We start from the raw sequence: 18,735 nt of genomic DNA, 5'->3' as shown, positions 1-18,735 counted from the left end.
CAATTTATAAAACTGCTTAAAGTAGTGGCTTTAAGTAATGACCTGTATGTGAACGCTCACATTCAGCAACCTCTACAGGAGTGCCTGCAACAAGTATTTCACCACCGCCAGCGCCACCTTCAGGGCCTAAATCAATGATCCAGTCAGCTGTTTTTATCACATCTAAGTTATGCTCAATAACCACAATGGTATTGCCATGGTCGCGCAGGCGATGCAGCACAACTAATAATTGCTCAATATCAGCAAAGTGCAAGCCTGTAGTTGGCTCATCCAAAATGTATAAGGTTTTACCTGTGTCGCGTTTTGATAGCTCACGGGCAAGCTTAACTCGCTGCGCTTCCCCCCCTGAGAGTGTGGTCGCGGCTTGACCTAAGCGAATATACGACAAGCCAACATCCATTAAGGTTTTTAGCTTACGTGCAATAGCGGGTATTTTGTCAAAGTAGTCGTGTGCGTCTTCAACCGTCATCTCTAGTACCTGGTGAATATTTTTACCTTTGTACTGTACTTCAAGGGTTTCGCGGTTATAACGCTGGCCTTTACACACATCACATGGCACGTACACATCCGGTAAAAAGTGCATTTCAACTTTAATTACGCCATCACCTTGGCAGGCTTCACAGCGACCACCTTTAACGTTAAAGCTAAAGCGACCCACTTTATAACCACGCGAACGTGACTCTTGAGTACCCGCGAACAACTCACGAATACCAGTAAATATACCTGTATACGTTGCCGGGTTTGAGCGCGGCGTACGGCCGATTGGGCTTTGATCGATATCGATCACTTTATCAAAGTGCTCAAGACCACTGATTGATTTATACGGAGCCGCCTCTGCGGTGGTTGCGCCATTTAACTCCGTATGTGCGAGCTTAAATAAGGTGTCATTGATTAGGGTAGATTTACCAGAGCCTGATACGCCAGTGATACAGGTCATCAAACCAAATGGTATTTTTAAATCAACATTTTTAAGGTTATTACCGGTTGCGCCAAATAGCTCTAACCATTTGTCGTTAATTTTATGACGTTCGCTTGGCACATCAATTTTACGTTTACCCGATAAAAACTGCCCAGTAACAGACTCTTCGCTTGCCAAAATATCATCACGAGTACCTTGGGCTATGACATAGCCACCATGTACACCTGCGCCTGGGCCAATATCAATAATGTGATCGGCGGCGCGAATAGCGTCTTCATCATGCTCTACCACAATCACGGTATTACCTAAGTCACGTAAGTGAATAAGGGTTTTTAATAAACGGTCGTTATCGCGTTGATGCAAACCAATAGACGGCTCATCAAGTACATACATCACACCAACTAGGCCTGCACCAATTTGGCTGGCTAAGCGAATACGCTGGGCCTCACCGCCTGAGAGTGTATCGGCACTGCGCTCTAATGAAAGGTAATTAAGCCCGACATTAATTAAGAACGATAAACGGTCGCGAATTTCTTTTAGGATTTTCTCAGCAATTTGACCTTTTTGACCGGTTAAGCTCAGGCCTTCAAAAAAGTCCATAGCTTCACCAATACTCATCGAGGTAATGGTTGGTAGATTAGTTTGGCCGATAAACACACTGCGTGCTTCTTGACGTAGTCGTGAACCTTTACAGCTTGGGCATGCTTGACTGGTTTGGTATTTAGCCAGTTCTTCACGTACTGAGTTTGACTCGGTTTCACGGTAGCGGCGGTTCATATTATTGAGCACGCCTTCAAACTCATGGTTACGAGTTATTAAGTCCCCTCGGTCATTGCGATAATTAAAAGCAATTTTAGTATCACCAGAGCCATCAAGAATGACTTTTTTAGCGTCTTTACTCAGCTCTTGAAAGGGCACTTCTAAATCAAATTTATAATGCTCGGCAACCGCTTGCAACATTTGGAAGTAGTAAAAGCTGCGTTTATCCCAGCCTTTGATTGCTCCACCAGATAAACTTAATTCAGGGTTTTGAATCACTCGGTTTGGGTCGAAATACTGACGTACCCCTAAGCCATCACAACTTTGGCATGCGCCTGCTGGGTTATTAAACGAGAACAAGCGTGGCTCAAGCTCGCTCATAGCATAGCCACAGGTAGGGCAAGCAAAATTGGCTGACAGCAGCAACTCTTCGGCGCTGGCATCATTCATTGAGGCAATTGTTGCAACCCCCGCTGACAGCTCCAGCGCGGTTTCAAATGATTCAGCTAAACGCTGTTGCAAACCATCTTTTACTTTAAAACGATCAACAACGACTTCAATGGTGTGTTTTTTATGTAGTTCTAAAGTTGGTGGATCTGAAAGGTCACACACTTCACCATCAATACGAGCGCGAATATAGCCTTGGCTGGCAAGCTGCTCTAATAACTTAACATGCTCACCTTTACGTTCTTTCACCACCGGTGCAAGTAGCATCAATTTGCTACCTTCAGGGAATGCCAACACAGTGTCGACCATTTGGCTCACTGTTTGTGCTGCAAGTGGTAAATCGTGAGTTGGGCAACGTGGCTCGCCAACACGGGCAAACATTAAACGTAAGTAATCATAAATTTCGGTAATGGTACCAACGGTTGAGCGAGGGTTATGGGATGTTGATTTTTGTTCAATTGAAATAGCTGGTGACAGCCCTTCAATGTGATCAACATCCGGTTTTTCCATTAAAGATAAAAATTGTCTGGCATAAGCCGATAAAGATTCCACATACCGACGTTGCCCTTCTGCATATAAGGTATCAAATGCTAAAGACGATTTACCTGAACCAGATAGGCCGGTGATAACAATTAATTTATCACGGGGAATGGTTAGGCTGATGTCTTTTAAATTGTGCGTGCGGGCGCCTCGGACTTCAATGTTTTCCATGCTATCTCGTTTCATTACCAAATTGATTTACTGAGTATCTCATAATACGTGAGAAGATTAATCCTTGATCAATGAAAAATCATCAGTTTGAAACGATTATTTCTTGTTAAGCTTGTGCTAGAATCCCTGCTCGAATTTTAATAGACAGCAAGAACACGCGAATCATGACAGCATCTTCACTTAATTCACGAGAAAAACGCGCCGCAGTATCGCTCGCGAGTGTGTTTGCATTTCGTATGCTTGGCTTATTTATGTTAATGCCAGTGCTGGCTATTTATGGACAAGAGTTAGCTGGGTTTTCACCGTTATGGATTGGTATTGCCATTGGTGCTTATGGTTTAACACAGGCGGTGTTACAAATACCGATGGGTTGGCTATCAGATAAAATAGGCCGCAAAAAAGTGATTGTTGGGGGCTTGTGTTTATTTGCTTTAGGCTCGGTTATTGCCGCGACTGCGGACTCCTTGCAAATGGTTACTGTTGGCCGTGCATTACAAGGAATGGGGGCGATTGCTAGTTCATTACTTGCTTTTGCTTCTGATCTAAGTCGTGACGAACAACGTCCAAAAGTGATGGCCGTTATCGGCATGAGTATTGGTATGAGCTTTGCTGTTGCCATGCTACTTGGCCCGATGGTCGCCGCTGCTTGGGGCATTGCAGGTATATTTTGGTTGACGGCTGCATTGGCTATCTTGGGTATTTTTATCGTGCTATTTTTAGTGCCTAAAGCTGTTAATAAAGCCCCCAAAGGCGATACATTAGCCAGCTTCACTGATATTAAAAAGTTGATTAAACACCCACAATTAGCACGTTTAGATGTAGGTATTATGTTGCTACATTTAACTCTAACGACTATTTTTGTTGCCCTACCAGGGCAGTTAATTACTAATGGGCTGGTGGCATCAGCACATTGGCAAATATATATTCCGGTATTGATCTTTGGCTTTTTGTTAATGGCACCGATGATGATCATCGCCATTCGCAAAGAAAAAGAAAAACAGGCCTTTATCGCTTCAATTGCATTATTGACTATGAGTATGACCGCAATGGCGTTATGGGTTGATAGCATTATAGGTATGGCATTATGTATGTTGGCCTATTTTGTGGCATTTAACTTTCTTGAAGCGACTATGCCTGCATTGGTATCGCGCTTTTCACCGGCAAATCAAAAAGGCTCAGCGATGGGAGTATTTTCGTCTGCGCAATTTTTTGGTGCTTTTTTAGGTGGTATTTTAGGAGGTTACGTTGCGCAATCAACAACTGCTCAAGCAGTGTTTGCCGCAGCCGCAGTTGTTGGGTTAATATGGCTTATCCTTGCGTGGAATATGCAAGTCCCGCCAAGAAGTAAAATGATAAGCTTAATGACAGAATTAAGTAATGAGCAGCAAGCGCAAACCCTTGCATCTCGTTTAGTTGCTTTACCAGGTGTAATAGAAGCAACGGTAGTATGCGAAGAGAATCGCAGCTATTTAAAGATTGATGATAAAGAATTTGACCTAGACCAAGCCCGAAAAGCGGCTGGTTTAATATAACGTTTATAGGAGAAAGGTCCATGGCACGCGGTGTGAACAAAGTAATCTTGGTTGGTAATTTAGGTCAAGATCCAGAAGTACGTTATATGCCTAATGGCAATGGTGTAGCGAATATTACCTTAGCAACGTCTGATAGCTATAAAGATAAAAACACCGGTCAAATGGTTGATAAAACAGAATGGCACCGTGTGGTATTTTTTGGCAAATTAGCTGAAATTGTCGGCGAATACTGCCGTAAAGGTTCACAAATTTACGTTGAAGGTAAATTACAAACGCGTAAATGGACCGATCAACAAGGCCAAGAAAAATACACAACTGAGATCGTAGTAGATGGTTTTACTGGCCAGATGCAAATGTTAGGTGCCCGTGGTGGCGACCAGCAAGGTGGTGGTTATCAAGGTGGCCAACAGCAAAGCCAAGGCGGTCAATCTCAAGGTGGTTACGGCCAACAGCAGAGTGCTCCGCAGCAAAGCGCTTCACAACAAGGTGGCGGTTATCAGCAAAGTGCACCACAGCAAAGTGCACCACAACAAAGTGGTGGTTACGCGCCAGCTGGACAACAAGCACCAGCTCGCCAGCAAGCCGCACCAGCACCGCAGCAAAATAACCAATACCAAAGTGGCGGTTATGCTCCACAAGGTGGCGGTCAACCACAAGGCGGTTTTGCACCTAAACCACAAAATGCCCCACAAGGCGGCGCATCAAACCCGATGGAACCACCAATCGACTTTGATGACGACATCCCGTTCTAAACGGATGTGAACTATCAGTAATTATTATTAAGGGTCTGTTTTTACAGACCCTTTTTTATTTTTGTTAGCAAAAATCACATGCCAACAAATTTTTGTCTGTTATCCACTTACTTGATTACATTTTTTATTTGAAACCTTAAAATTCATAGGTCTTTAAAAAAGCGTCAGTTTTGGCTTTTTTACTCGAACTATCGAATCCAAAACCATCTTTAATCATGCTGTAGCCTTGTGTTTATAAGGATCTTGAACAACACTTTAGCTATTAGTACAAACAGCGTAACAGCCATGGTGACTCAATTTAAAAATGCACAAGTACGGATGCTAAGTATTTATGTGATTGCTTTTATGCTTTTACTAACGATATTTAATCTCTTATTAGGCGAGATATTGCATCAAAAAGTACACATCGAAGGCAGCCAATTAGCGAAGCAAGTATATAACCTAAAACTAGAGCAAGTCGCAGATCGAGATATCATTGCTGCACTTGCTGACGATCATGGTTTTATGCTTGAGCCAGGGCGTATGCCGTTTCATTTTTCAGCCTTTATGACGGAAGATAGTGAAACCTTCAACTATAAAACGGTGAGCTTAAAGCTCTATCATTGGCCTTTTTGGATTGTAGAAAGTCACCTGTTTATTTTATTAAATTTAGTGATGATTGGCGCGATTCTATGGGGATATCGCTGGTGGCGAGTGCTTTTTAAACGCCGCGATACAGTTGCTGAAATTAACGATTTTAACGCTTTGAATACACAGCTGGCTGTGAACTTACCTGTTAATAATATGGCGATAGCTGGCGACAATACTGTTGCGACAAAACCGCAGCCGGTATCTTCAGATGATGCAGCAATCAAAGGTATGTATGGCATTCAAAATAATTATAACCACCTCTTTGCTCTACTTTATTGGGCGCAGCCATTTCCAGCTAACGTGGACTTAGAAAGTCACTTTAAACTGATTGTAGTTAAAGGCTTTAAAGAACTGTCGCGGGTATCTGTGAAGTTACTATCATCAGGCGGTTTGGCAATTACCTTAGAGAATATACCTCAGACTGATATTGATACTTACACTAAGCGCTTACACCAAACTATTTATCAGGCATCTTTGCTCTATCGTGGCGATTTATCCCGTAAAGAAATTAAAATAGGAGTGTGTAATTACCGTGATGGTGCTGACCAAACAATCGTGTATCAATTAACAAGATCAGCATTAACCCTCGCAAAACAAAGTGCCTGGCAGCATATTCATCGTGTGCCATTTAATTACACGCGCTCAACAGTGTTGGCTAATAGTTCTGAAAATCTATCTGATTACATTGGTAAAAAGAAGTTTATGCTTTTTTTCCAACCGCTGTTTGAATTTGCCAGTGGTGATATATTGCAACATGAAGCGTTGATCCGAGTTCGTCATAAATCACTGGGTATGTTGTCGGCTCGGCAATTTATTCCGCAATTGAAAAGTGATGACGCAATTACCTTGTTGGATAAAACGGTATTGGAACACGTTATTAAATTATTAAAAAGTGAGCCAAGCTCTTTAACGGTAAGCATTAACTTACATGCTTTTAATTGGTTTGATGATGATTACTGGCAGTGGTTTGGCGAAATAATGAAAGATGTGCCAGCGACTAATAAATTACAGTTTGAGATATCTGAAGTCGATTTTTATCAACACCGACAGTTGTTGAAATTTGCTTTTAGTACGATTGGATCGGTTGGCAGCTCTGTGCTAATTGATAATGTATCATCAAGCGATAAAATCCCTTTATTAACGCATTTTAAAGTGATTAAAGGGCTAAAACTAAGCTACGATTTAATTCACAATATCGATAAGAACCTAAAACAACAAAAACTGGTACGACAAATTGTCACCAAGGCCGAGCGAGTAAATCTACCCGTATACGGTGTTGGCGTGGAAACCCAACAAGAACTCAATATGCTTAAAAAGCAGGGCGTGCTTGGTGCACAAGGGTTTTACTTTACCGAACCTTTGCAAGAGTTTACAAATGTGACGGTAAATTGATTTTTAGCTCATTAAGTGCATGAACTCAAGTTATTAAGCCACGATAACGCAGCCCGTTTAATCCTTGCAGGCCACCGGTATGAATGGCAATGATATTACTGCCTTTAGGGAAATAATCCTGAGCGATTAGCTGCCATAAAGCGAACATCATTTTTCCTGAGTAAATAGGCTCGAGCGGAAGTTGCTGTTGGCTTTGCATCATTTGGCAAAATTGCCAAAGTTCAGGGTTAAACTTACCATAACCACCACCATGAAACTGGGTGAGTAATTGCCAGTTTTGTTGTTGTGCTGCTACTGGGCTGAGCGATTTTATTTCATCGATTAAATACTCAGCTTGCTTTAATACCGCGACTCCTAAAACCTGAGTGCTGTTATTACACCCTTCAATTAACCCAGCCAGTGTGCCTCCGCTCCCCGTTGGACAGATAACATAGTCGGCGACGGGTAATGATTGGGCAAGTTCTTTACAGCCTAGCAAAGCGGCTTTGTTTGTACCGCCTTCTGGCAATAGGTAGGCATTAGGAAAGCGATTTTGTAATTGCGCTAAATAATCAGCATTGTGTCGCTCACGATACTCTAAGCGGGTAACTGGGTGCAGATGCATACCGCATTGTTTGGCGAATTGTAAGGTTGGGTTTTGCTGGTCAAGTTCAGGGCCGCGGATAATACCATGGGTTGTTAAGTTAAAATGCTTTCCGGCAGCCGCACAGGCATGGATATGATTTGAAAATGCACCACCAAAAGTGAGTAATTCAGTTTTTTGTTGCGCTTGCATGGCAATGAGGTTGTATTTAAGTTTGCGCCATTTATTACCACTGATCAACGGGTGTAGTTGATCGTCACGTTTTATTGATAAGGATATTTTTTTTTCACTTAGCAATAGGCTAGTGATTGTTTGCAATGCAGACTCAGGTATTAAATTCACAGTGGTAACTTAAAATAAATGGCAGGCAAGATTAACAAATTAGGCAAGGACAAGAAAATGATTCGTGTTTGGAGTGGAAAATAAGCAGTTTTCAAGCAATGAATCGGTTATTTACTGGAATGAAGTGCGGGAATAGTTGTAAACTCAGATAATTTTTGAACAAAGCTTGTGTTTTGCCTTGCAAGTACATAGCATAAGAGTTTAATTATAAAAAATAAATAATGACCAAATAATTGCCGCTTTTTGGGAATGGAATATATGCGAATTGCTCCTTTATCTCTGTTAATTTCAGCTAGCTTGTTTGCATCGAGTGCATTTGCACAAGATACAGCCACAGTAACTGGAATTGAATCTGAGATCAGTATTAAACAAGCTGAATACGATAACGCTACACAGATACTTGAAAAACACTTAAAAGAAGAAAGTCAGTTACAAAGCCAACTTGATTTATTAAGAACTCGCTCAACTGAACTAGATAAAGAAAAAAATCAAGCACTTGATGCCATGAATGAAATGTATCGTCGTTTAATTGACGATCCCACGATTGATATTAGTGCAGCACAAGCGCGCTATCAGCAGGCTGTGGTTGATCACAAGCAAAATAAAGATGATATCGCGATGCAGTTGGCGGCAATTGCATCCCACCGCAAAGACATTGAACAAATTCGCGTAGCAAAACATACCCAGTTAAATACACTCGAAAGCCTAAAAGAACAACTAACCACAGCCCGAGTTGAGCGTTTACGCAACGAATTTACCCGAGAAGGCACATTAGAAGTTAATCATACAATCAACTGTAAACGGACAGAAACGTTAGCAGCGTGTGAGCAACGTGGCCAGCAAATGGGCCTGCAAAAAGCCACCAAACGTTTTGTTGATCAAATCTTTGCTAACTTAACGGAAGAGCGTTTAGTCGAGCCCAAGCGTAATATGGCGGGTGCTCAGGTACAGGTTTTAAGTAGCCATGTGGTTAACAGTGCATTTAGTGGTCAAGGTAATTACAACGTAAACTTAAGTGTCACTATGCGTGGCGATGTAAACAGCAGCCGTTTATGTAACTTATTGAGCGTTGATAATCGTTATTGCTCAGAGTATGGCACACCCCTTAGCACTGGTTATCAAACCAGCTACGAGACGACTTTTACTGATAGTCAGTTAACATTCAGTGATAGTAAGGATAATGCCAATGTTTCGGTGTCGCGTATGAGCGAGCAACCGATACATGATTATTCAGTTAAACCTATGCCAATGCCGACGGTTAAGCCGCAGGTAGACGCAAATAAAATGATTGAGTTTACACTGCGTTCAAATGTGTATGATGACGAAGTGTTTATTGATGGTGTTAGTTTTGGTTCAACACGTTTGGCAACGACTTTACCAAGCGGTATCCATGATGTTGAAGTGCGTAAGCAAGGGTATCAACCTTATCGCGTTCGTGTTGACTTGCGAAAGCCGCAGACAATTCACGCTAAGTTGGTAAAAAAGCCTGAGTCGATTGCTGCACCGACATACACTAGCGAGCAACGTAATACGACACCAGTAACCAGTACTGCGCTAGGTGGTAATGCCGCTGCTGCAATGGTTGTAATTCCAGCTGGTAAGTTTGAAATGGGCGATATCAACGGTAATGGTCTTGCCAATGAACGCCCCGTTGTTGAAAAAACCATTGCAAGCTCATTTGCTATGCAAAATAAAGAAGTGACAGTAGGCGCTTATCAGCAATTTGTATCTAATACGAATTATAAAACAGAAGCTGAACGCAATCGTGGCTGTGCTTATTATTTAAATGGCGAACCAGTGTGGGAAGTTAATTTAAATTGGCGCAATCCAGGTTTTGAACAAAGCAGTGATTTTCCTGCTGTGTGCTTAACTTACAATGATGCAAAAGCATATGCGGATTGGTTGTCTGGACAAACAGGTCAGCAATATAGATTACCTAATGAGGTGGAGTGGGAGTATGCAGCACGCGCTGGTACGAAGACTGAATACCCATGGGGTAATGAAATAGGTAAGAATTTAGCCAATTGTGGTTGGTGTGGTAGTGAATGGTCAAACAAAAGTGCAGCGCCAACTGGCTCATTTGCACCTAATGCGTTTGGTCTCTACGACACGGTAGGAAATGTATGGGAATGGACTCATAAGTCAGCTGAACAATCGGATGTAACTGTTCGTGGTGGGGCGTGGAATTTTGCGCCTAGTTTAGCTCGTGCCTCAACTCGTTTGATTTTGGCACCAGACTTTCGTGCAAATTATATCGGTTTTCGTCTTGTACGCGAACGGTAAAAAATAATTTAAAAAGGAAGCAATGCTTCCTTTTTTACCCAATTAACAAAGGTAGCTGTACTTTTTATTGCCGAACTGATTCAGCATGTTAAAGTGCATTAGCTAACATAAGAACGTTTTTCAAAGGTCATCCAGCCTCATGTTTAAAAAGCTCCGTGGTATTTTTTCAAACGATCTATCGATCGACTTGGGTACAGCCAACACCCTAATTTATGTCAAAGACGAAGGCATTGTCCTTAATGAACCATCTGTAGTTGCGATCCGTCAAGAGCGCGCTGGTGGTCCTAAAAGTGTAGCCTCAGTAGGTACTGAAGCTAAGCAAATGCTTGGCCGAACGCCTGGTAATATTAAAGCTATTCGCCCAATGAAAGACGGTGTAATTGCTGACTTTTATGTAACTGAAAAAATGTTACAACACTTTATTAAGCAAGTGCATAATAATAACTTTATGCGCCCAAGCCCACGTGTCCTTATTTGTGTACCATGTGGTGCAACGCAAGTTGAAAAGCGTGCTATTCGCGAATCAGCAATGGGGGCCGGTGCTCGCGAAGTGTATTTAATTGAAGAACCAATGGCTGCTGCTATCGGTGCTGGCTTACCTGTATCAGAAGCAACCGGCTCTATGGTTGTTGATATCGGTGGTGGTACGACTGAAGTTGCTATTATTTCACTTAACGGTGTGGTTTATTCATCATCAGTGCGTATTGGCGGTGATAAGTTCGACGAAGCAATTATCAACTACGTACGCCGTAACTTTGGTAGTTTAATCGGTGAAGCAACTGCTGAAAACATCAAGCATCAAATCGGTTCTGCATTTAAAACGGATGAGCCGATTGAAATTGAAGTACGTGGCCGTAACCTTGCTGAAGGTGTACCGCGTTCATTCACGCTTAACTCGCATGAAATCTTAGAAGCCTTACAAGAGCCATTAATGGGTATTGTTAGCGCAGTTATGGTTGCACTTGAGCAATCGCCACCAGAGCTGGCGTCAGATATCTCTGCTAAAGGTATGGTGTTAACGGGCGGCGGTGCATTGCTTAAAGATTTAGATCGTTTATTAATGGAAGAGACCGGCATTCCAGTTGTGGTTGCTGATGATCCATTGACCTGTGTAGCACGTGGCGGCGGTAAAGCCCTTGAGATGATTGATATGCACGGTGGTGACGTATTTAGTTACGACTAATGAAATTAATGTTTGGGCGTACCATTTCTTTACAACTGCGGCTTTTTGTCGCAGTCGTATTGAGTGTTATGTTGATCGTAGGCGATCGTTATACCCAAGGAGGCACTACAGTACGCACCAGTTTAAACACGCTAGTGAGCCCGTTACTGTATTTAGCCAACCTACCTTATGAAGTCTTTAGTCTTGGCGCTAAAAGCTTGCACACGCGCGATCAATTGCTCACAGAAAACGAAGCGCTCAAGAAAAAGCAATTACTGCAAAGTGAACAACTCCAGCAATATCAATTCTTAAACAAAGAAAACCAAAAGCTACGGGCGCTATTGGGTTCTTCAGCTAAACATTCTAATCGTAAAATAATCGCACAAGTACTCTCGGTACATTCAAATCCTTATAGTCATCAAGTGGTGATCAACCGTGGCACCATTGATGGGCTTAGTGAAGGACAAGCGGTTATTGACGAAATGGGTGTTGTTGGGCAACTTACCAAAGTTGGTTCTACAACTTCTCGTGTATTACTGATGACCGACACAACCCATGCCACACCAGTGCGTATTTTACGTAATGATGTGCGTACTGTGGTTGAAGGTATTGGCAAAATTAATTCAGTTAAACTCTCCCACGTACCGCACAGTTTAGATGTACGAATTGGCGATGTGTTGGTGACTTCAGGGCTTGGCGGTACATTTCCTGAGGGTTACCCTGTTGCAGTGGTAACTGAAATAAATCGCGATGAAGGTCAGCCATTTGCACAAGTTTACGCAGAGCCAATTGCACAGTTGGATCGCATTCGTTTATTAGTGGTGTTATGGCGCAATCAGCAGGAAACTATCAGCAATGAATAGTCGTTACTTTTTATTGATTGCCGTGAGCATCTTTTTTGCGTTGATCATGGCATTGATGCCATTACCATTTTCGTTTGAACCATTTCGCCCAGATTGGGTGTTATTGGTGTTAATGTATTGGTCTTTAGCGGTACCGCATAGATTAAATATTGGTACTGCGTGGGTGGTTGGCTTATTGATTGATTTGGCTACTGGCTCACCACTGGGTATTAATTCACTGACTTATTCAATTTGTATTTTTGTCACTGCCAGTAACTTTCAAAAGATCCGTAATTTTTCAATTTGGCAGCAAGCGATTCTGGTTGGCTTATTTTTAACGCTCTACCACTTAATGCAGTTTTGGTTGAACCACTTTTTAATGGATGTTTATTTTAACCCGCAGTATTTATGGCCGGTCGTAACTGGCATGTTAAGTTGGCCTTGGATTTTCTTATTGCTACGTAAATATCGCCGTCATTTCAGGATCAGATAATGCAAACCGCCATTTATTTAGCGTCAGCTTCGCCTCGGCGCAAAGAGTTGCTAACTCAGCTTGGCGTCGAATTTTCACAATTTAGTGTTGATGCCGATGAAAGCCCATTAGTAGATGAAACCCCAGTTGAACTTGTAGAACGTTTAGCGCGTTTAAAAGCCCAAACAGGGGTTACGATGGGATACATCGATCGCCCCGTGCTTGGTAGTGATACTGTGGTGGTGATTGACAACCAATCTCTGGGTAAACCTCGAGATAAAGCCGATTTTATGGCAACTCTAAAACGCTTGTCAGGTCGCAGCCATGAAGTGTTAACCGCTATCGCCTTTGCTACTGAGCAACAGGTAATGAGTTGTGTTGTAACTACGCAAGTGAGCTTTAAAACACTCTCAGAACAAGAATTAGAAGCCTACTGGCAAAGTGGTGAGCCACACGATAAAGCCGGCGGCTATGGCATTCAAGGATTAGGCGGGCGCTTTGTTACTCATATTTCGGGTAGCTATTTTGCGGTTGTCGGCTTACCTTTATATGAGTGCGAAAAATTATTAAGCGAATTCTTAAGTAGGTAACATGAGTATAGAATTACTGATCAACGTCACCCCAAGTGAAAGCCGTGTTGCCCTGATTGAAAACGGTGTACTGCAAGAAATCCAACTAGAGCGCATTGGTAACCTAGGTATTGTTGGCAATATCTACCTAGGCAAAATAAGCCGTGTATTACCGGGTATGCAAGCCGCATTTGTAGATATCGGTTTAGATAAAGCTGCTTTTTTACATGCCTCGGATATTGTTAACAGCGCCTCGATTGTTGAAGGTGTTGACGAGCAGCCAATCAAAAAAGTACAAGACATTCGTGAACTCGTTCGCCAAGGCCAGTACATTATGGTGCAAGTGGTTAAAGACCCGTTAGGGACTAAAGGCGCACGTTTAACCACCGATATTACAATTCCTTCGCGCTACTTAGTATTTATGCCCGACGCCACCCATGTTGGCGTGAGCCAGCGTATAGAGACTGAAGAAGAGCGTTCGCGCTTAAAAAGCATTGTTGGTGAATATGGCGACGAAGATGGCAGCTTTATTGTCCGTACTGCCGCAGAGGGGGCCAGTGAGGCTGAGTTGCGTCACGATGCAGAGTTTTTAAAAAAACTCTGGAAAAAAATTGTCACTAAACGTAAAAAAACCAGTAAAGAAAGCATTCTTCATGAAGACTTAACACTAGCGTTTCGGACCTTACGTGATTACGTAGGTGAAGATATGGAGCGTATTCGGGTTGATTCAAAGCTTACCTATGAAGAGCTGAAAAGCTTTACCGCAGAGTTTGTGCCTATTCTTTCAGAGGCATTAGAGTATTACCCAGGTGAGCGGCCTATTTTTGATTTGTTTGATGTTGAAAATGAAATTCAAAAAGCGCTACACCGCAAAGTAACCTTAAAGTCGGGCGGCTATTTAATTATCGATCAAACTGAGGCGATGACCACAGTTGATGTAAATACGGGGGCATTTGTAGGTCACCGTAATCTTGAAGAAACCATTTTTAATACCAATGTTGAAGCAACCTCGGCGATTGCTCGTCAACTTAGGCTACGCAATTTAGGCGGCATTATCATTATCGACTTTATTGATATGATAAGCGAAGAGCACAAACGCCGCGTATTACATTCATTAGAATCGGCGCTGGGCAAAGACCGCGTTAAATCAAATATTAATGGTTTATCTGCGCTGGGTTTAGTGGAAATGACCCGTAAACGTACCCGTGAAAGTCTTGAGCATATTTTATGTGATGTGTGTCCGGCTTGTTCTGGGCGTGGTTCGCAAAAAACCGTGGAAACCGTATGCTACGAAATACTGCGCGAAATTGTCCGCGTAAACCGTGCTTACGCTGCAGATAAGTTTATGGTCTACGCCGCACCTGCGGTCAGCGAGGCTTTATTAAATGACGAATATCATAACCTAGCAGAGCTTGAGCTCTTTATTGGCAAGCAAGTAAGTATTCAAACCGAAAGCCTCTACAGCCAAGAGCAGTTTGATGTGGTTATGATGTAATGAAAGCAAAAACGGTCTGTTTTTTTTGTATCCGTAAGTTATGGCAAGCATGTGCCATAACACTGGTATTGCTGGCCGTTGTTGTTTCAGTTCTTAAATATACACTACCTTACGCCAATGATTACAAAGGTGACCTTGAAGATTACCTGTATAACAAATTTGCCGTAAATTTATCAATAGGTGCTATTTCCGCCAGTTGGCATGGCAAAGGCCCTGCCATAGTATTGGAAGAGATAAGCTTTGAAGATAATAAAACCTCACCTATTGCACTGACTATTGCTAAAGCTAGCCTTGAATTAAATATATGGGAAACCATTAAAACCCGACAGTTAAAATCCAGTTACTTTGTGATCAACGGCTTTCATGCCAATGTTGATATGCCGACTATGCTAGATTCAAACAGCGGTGACGTATCGTTTGAGCAAAAAGAGCTGATCGAAGGGCTATTTCTTGGAGAAACCGGGCATTTTGCTATTGAAAATAGTAGCCTAAACTTTATGCTAGGTGATGGTAAAGAGCGCCATTTAATTCTTGAAAACATTGTTTGGCAAAACCAACCAGAGCAACACTTAGGCAGTGGCACACTCGCTGTACCGGGTATTTCAGTGGGCACATTTGATGCGCGCTTGGCGTTAACAGGCTCAACGCTTGAGACCATGCTAGGCGATATTTATGTGCAAGCCAGTAATGTTGATGTCTCGAAATGGTTAGCACAATACATAAATACCGAGAAAGAGCAGTTTAATTCAGATATCAATTTAGAGTCATGGTTAAGCATAGAAAATGGCTTGATCAAAGATGTCACCGTTAAATGGTTACCGAGTTTTATTCATTGGCAACAAGATACTAAAAGTCACCAATTTAGTTTAAGTGAAGGGGGCTTTGTGCTTCATCCTTGGCAACAAGGTTGGCGTTTAAAAAGCTCAGGGCTGACCATCGCAAATGATCAACAACAGTGGCCAGACTTTCAATTTGAAGCACAGCTAGATAACAATCAACAGCAGTTTTGGTTACAACAGCTGGACTTTGAGTTAGTGACAAAACTGGCGCAACTTAGTGACTTTGCTGCATTAGAGCCACTCTTAACTCGACAGCCCAGTGGCCAAGTTGAGCATGCATATTTGCAATTTAGCTCAGCGCAGCAATGGCAATTATGGTTTGAAGCGCAACAGTTAGGTTGGCTTGCTGAGCAAGGAGTGCCCGCAGTACAAGGCTTATTAGTTGATGGACTGCTGAACCAAGACCGTGGTCGGATAAACCTGTTTGGTGAAAATAGTGAACTACTGACCGGTGATACCTTTAGTCAGCCAATTAAATATAACCAGCTTAATATGCAAATTGATTTAGCCAATAGCGAACAAGGTTGGCAGATAAGCAGTGATAATATTTGGCTTGATAATGACGAAGTCACCGTTGCCGCCGAAATGAAGTTAACCTTGGGCGAACAACCGCGACTAGATCTATACGCCGAAGCATTCGCACCGGATGCCAGTATCGCCAGCCATTATTTCCCACGTCCAGTAATGACTAAAAACTTAGTTGATTACTTAACTGGGGCAATTAAGGGGGGCGAGCTCACTCAGGCACAAGTCTTGTTTTCAGGACCATTAACAGGTTTTCCGTTTGCTGATAACTCAGGACAGTTTGAGGTGTTAGCGCAGGTCGATAACGCCAATTATCAATTTGCGCCAGATTGGCCAGCAGTAACTAATGGCCGTGCAAAGTTACATTTTGAAAATCAGCGGATGGACATTTATTCTCAGCAAGGGGAGTTGGTTAATTTAGCTGTTGCTGATGCGGTACATGTCAGTATTGCCGATTTGATGAATGCGGATGTACTGAGTGTAAAAATTAATAAACGTGCTGATGCACAAAAACTGTTACCGTTTTTTCAAGCCACCCCTATTGCGGATCCGTTAGCGAATGTATTTGCAGTGATCCAAGGCAAAGGCAGTGCCAGTGCTAATATTGAGTTACTGGTCGATCTTAATGATCTTGATGTAAAAGCCAAAGGCACTGTTAATTTAAACAATCTGCCCGTGTATTTAGCGCAACCAGGGTTACAGCTTGAAGGCGTAACCGGCAAGTTGCACTTTAATGATGATCAAATTACCTTAAAAAATGCGCAAGCCAGCTGGCTAGGTATGCCACTAAAAGTAAATTTTAGTGGTAAAAATATTGCACAAAATTACCGTGCCGACATTGATATCAAAGCACAGTTAGATGCTGATACCTTAATTTCTCATGGCCAAGGTTTATTAAAAGGTTACTTACATGGTGAAAGTGAAGTTGCCATTAAGCTGGCGCTCAACTTTTTAACTGATGGTTTTAATTACCGCGCTAATGTTAGTTCGCAACTCGAAGGGCTGAGCAGTGAGTTACCTGCCCCCTATGGTAAAATCGCGGATCAGGTTTGGCCGCTAACAGCGGTTGTTCAAGGTGATGATATCTCTAATTTGATCACGGCCAATATCAATAACAATTTATATTTTAATGGCATTTTAGAAAACAGCAGCGGCGTGTTAAACAATGCACACATCATCTTAGGCAAACAAGATTTAGGATTAAATCAGCAAGACTTAACTGTTGCTATAAATTTAGAGCAAACAGATTTATTACCTTGGCTTGATTTGATCCAGCAGATCATCACAATTAGCCAAGCTGAGGGTGAGCAACAAGGTGTGTTGCCACCACTAAAAGAAGTTGTCGGTAACATACAACAATTAACCATAGCAGATATCGCCTTTAATGATTTTGAAATGCGCTTAGCGCCAGTTGCCAATGATTTGAGCTTGCGCCTTAACGCCAAAGAACTCCGCTCACAAGTATTAATACCACTTGATAAATCAAGTCGGCCAATTCATATTGCCAGCGACTATTTGCGCGTTAATTTTATGCCAACCACGGATCAATCAGCGCCAGCCGAAACAGCTCAAGACTATAGTTGGTTGAGCGACTTACCGGCCATTGAATTTGAATGTGCTGACTGTAAGGTAGCAAGTTATCAGCTCGATAAAGTCAGTGCCTCACTTTATGGTGATGGTCATAAACTAACTGTGTCAGAGTTAGTGGTGGATAAAGGCGAGCATATTCTTCGTGCCAAAGGCCAATGGCAAAATAGCATCAGCCAGTTTAGCGGTAATATGCAAAGCGATGATATTGGCGAACTATTTGATGAGTTTGATATTACTACTACAGTTAAAGATTCAACTGCGGATATTAAATTTGATCTCGCGTGGCAAGATGCCCCTTATTTATTTGATGTAGCAAGTTTGTCGGGTGATTTAGATTGGCGCTTAGGCGAAGGACACTTAGCTGAGATAAGCGATGGCGGTGCACGGGTATTCTCATTGCTCAGTCTTGATTCATTAGTGCGTAAGTTAAAGCTCGACTTTAGAGATGTATTTTCGAAGGGATTTTTCTATAACAGCCTACAAGGTACTATGCAGCTAGATAAAGGCGTTGCCTACACTCAGGATACAAAAATGGACGGCGTGCCTGCTGATTTAACCATTAAAGGCCATACTAACCTCAATACCATGGAAATAGATTACGACTTAGCCGTTGCCCCACAAGTTACCTCAAGTATTCCGGTGATCGTAGCGTGGATGGTTAATCCGGTAACTGGGCTTGCTGCACTGGCGATAGATAAAGTAATTCACTCGGCGCGGGTTATTTCAGAAATTAATTTTAAAGTGAGCGGCAGTATGAACGATCCTGTTGTTAAAGAAATCGATCGTAAGAGTCGTGAAGTGACATTGCCACAAGCCGCACAAAATCAACCTCAAGCGTCTACATCACATGAGTTAACACTCAAAGATGCCGCTGCTACAGCCACGCAGTAA

12 protein-coding genes are annotated in these 18,735 nt (G+C 42.4%); 10 read left to right on the top strand and 2 right to left on the bottom strand.

Going from position 1 to position 18,735, the window contains the following annotated elements; translation table 11 throughout:
• Window positions 1–16 precede the first annotated feature (16 nt).
• Window positions 17–2,836 carry an excinuclease ABC subunit UvrA gene (gene uvrA / locus V7783_RS15755; RefSeq protein WP_335679525.1) on the bottom strand — a complete coding sequence of 940 codons (2,820 nt, stop codon included), beginning with the start codon at window positions 2,834–2,836 and terminating at the stop codon, window positions 17–19.
• A 164-nt stretch (window positions 2,837–3,000) separates the two neighbouring features.
• Between uvrA and V7783_RS15750 the strand changes: the two genes are divergently transcribed.
• From V7783_RS15750 to V7783_RS15740, 3 genes are all read left to right on the top strand, one after another.
• Window positions 3,001–4,368 (top strand): MFS transporter, encoded by a 1,368-nt coding sequence (locus V7783_RS15750; protein ID WP_335679524.1) that lies wholly within the window; start codon window positions 3,001–3,003, stop codon window positions 4,366–4,368.
• A 20-nt stretch (window positions 4,369–4,388) separates the two neighbouring features.
• A complete protein-coding gene (ssb, locus tag V7783_RS15745) occupies window positions 4,389–5,120 on the top strand; it encodes a single-stranded DNA-binding protein (protein ID WP_335679523.1) in 732 nt (243 codons plus the stop codon).
• Window positions 5,121–5,363: 243 nt separating this feature from the next.
• Window positions 5,364–7,142, top strand: coding sequence for an EAL domain-containing protein (locus V7783_RS15740; protein WP_335679522.1), 1,779 nt, complete (start codon window positions 5,364–5,366; stop codon window positions 7,140–7,142).
• A gap of 25 nt (window positions 7,143–7,167) precedes the next feature.
• Here the strand turns inward: V7783_RS15740 and V7783_RS15735 are convergent, their stop codons facing one another.
• Window positions 7,168–8,058 carry a 1-aminocyclopropane-1-carboxylate deaminase/D-cysteine desulfhydrase gene (locus V7783_RS15735; protein WP_442961386.1) on the bottom strand — a complete coding sequence of 297 codons (891 nt, stop codon included), beginning with the start codon at window positions 8,056–8,058 and terminating at the stop codon, window positions 7,168–7,170.
• Window positions 8,059–8,325: 267 nt separating this feature from the next.
• On the opposite strand from V7783_RS15735, the gene V7783_RS15730 reads away from it, so the two are divergent.
• From V7783_RS15730 to V7783_RS15700, 7 genes are all read left to right on the top strand, one after another.
• Window positions 8,326–10,350 (top strand): SUMF1/EgtB/PvdO family nonheme iron enzyme, encoded by a 2,025-nt coding sequence (locus tag V7783_RS15730; RefSeq protein WP_335679520.1) that lies wholly within the window; start codon window positions 8,326–8,328, stop codon window positions 10,348–10,350.
• A 139-nt stretch (window positions 10,351–10,489) separates the two neighbouring features.
• Complete coding sequence (locus V7783_RS15725) at window positions 10,490–11,533, top strand: rod shape-determining protein (RefSeq protein ID WP_016709506.1); 1,044 nt, start codon at window positions 10,490–10,492, stop codon at window positions 11,531–11,533.
• Window positions 11,533–12,375: a rod shape-determining protein MreC gene (gene mreC, locus V7783_RS15720; RefSeq protein WP_335679519.1), complete on the top strand. Its 843-nt coding sequence runs from the start codon at window positions 11,533–11,535 to the stop codon at window positions 12,373–12,375. Before V7783_RS15725 ends, mreC begins: the two co-directional genes overlap by 1 nt.
• Window positions 12,368–12,847 carry a rod shape-determining protein MreD gene (mreD, locus tag V7783_RS15715; protein ID WP_064667401.1) on the top strand — a complete coding sequence of 160 codons (480 nt, stop codon included), beginning with the start codon at window positions 12,368–12,370 and terminating at the stop codon, window positions 12,845–12,847. Before mreC ends, mreD begins: the two co-directional genes overlap by 8 nt.
• Entirely contained in the window at window positions 12,847–13,416 is a 570-nt protein-coding gene (locus V7783_RS15710; protein ID WP_335679518.1) for a Maf family protein, read from the top strand. Before mreD ends, V7783_RS15710 begins: the two co-directional genes overlap by 1 nt.
• Before the next feature lies 1 nt (window position 13,417).
• Complete coding sequence (gene rng / locus V7783_RS15705; RefSeq protein WP_335679517.1) at window positions 13,418–14,890, top strand: ribonuclease G; 1,473 nt, start codon at window positions 13,418–13,420, stop codon at window positions 14,888–14,890.
• Window positions 14,890–18,735: a YhdP family protein gene (locus V7783_RS15700; protein ID WP_335679516.1), complete on the top strand. Its 3,846-nt coding sequence runs from the start codon at window positions 14,890–14,892 to the stop codon at window positions 18,733–18,735. The genes rng and V7783_RS15700 overlap by 1 nt, the downstream gene beginning before the upstream one ends.

The organism is Pseudoalteromonas sp. (assembly GCF_036960685.1).
Lineage (GTDB): Bacteria > Pseudomonadota > Gammaproteobacteria > Enterobacterales > Alteromonadaceae > Pseudoalteromonas.
Note: the sequence above shows the minus strand (reverse complement) of the source record. Positions and strands in the feature narration are given on the sequence as shown.

Excerpts from the sequence above, each read along its gene's own strand:
- uvrA (WP_335679525.1), bottom strand. The coding sequence starts at position 2,836 with ATGGAAAACATTGAAGTCCGAGGCGCCCGCACGCACAATTTAAAAGAC.
- V7783_RS15750 (WP_335679524.1), top strand. The coding sequence starts at position 3,001 with ATGACAGCATCTTCACTTAATTCACGAGAAAAACGCGCCGCAGTATCG.
- ssb (WP_335679523.1), top strand. The coding sequence starts at position 4,389 with ATGGCACGCGGTGTGAACAAAGTAATCTTGGTTGGTAATTTAGGTCAA.
- V7783_RS15730 (WP_335679520.1), top strand. The coding sequence starts at position 8,326 with ATGCGAATTGCTCCTTTATCTCTGTTAATTTCAGCTAGCTTGTTTGCA.
- V7783_RS15725 (WP_016709506.1), top strand. The coding sequence starts at position 10,490 with ATGTTTAAAAAGCTCCGTGGTATTTTTTCAAACGATCTATCGATCGAC.
- mreC (WP_335679519.1), top strand. The coding sequence starts at position 11,533 with ATGAAATTAATGTTTGGGCGTACCATTTCTTTACAACTGCGGCTTTTT.
- mreD (WP_064667401.1), top strand. The coding sequence starts at position 12,368 with ATGAATAGTCGTTACTTTTTATTGATTGCCGTGAGCATCTTTTTTGCG.
- V7783_RS15710 (WP_335679518.1), top strand. The coding sequence starts at position 12,847 with ATGCAAACCGCCATTTATTTAGCGTCAGCTTCGCCTCGGCGCAAAGAG.
- rng (WP_335679517.1), top strand. The coding sequence starts at position 13,418 with ATGAGTATAGAATTACTGATCAACGTCACCCCAAGTGAAAGCCGTGTT.
- V7783_RS15700 (WP_335679516.1), top strand. The coding sequence starts at position 14,890 with ATGAAAGCAAAAACGGTCTGTTTTTTTTGTATCCGTAAGTTATGGCAA.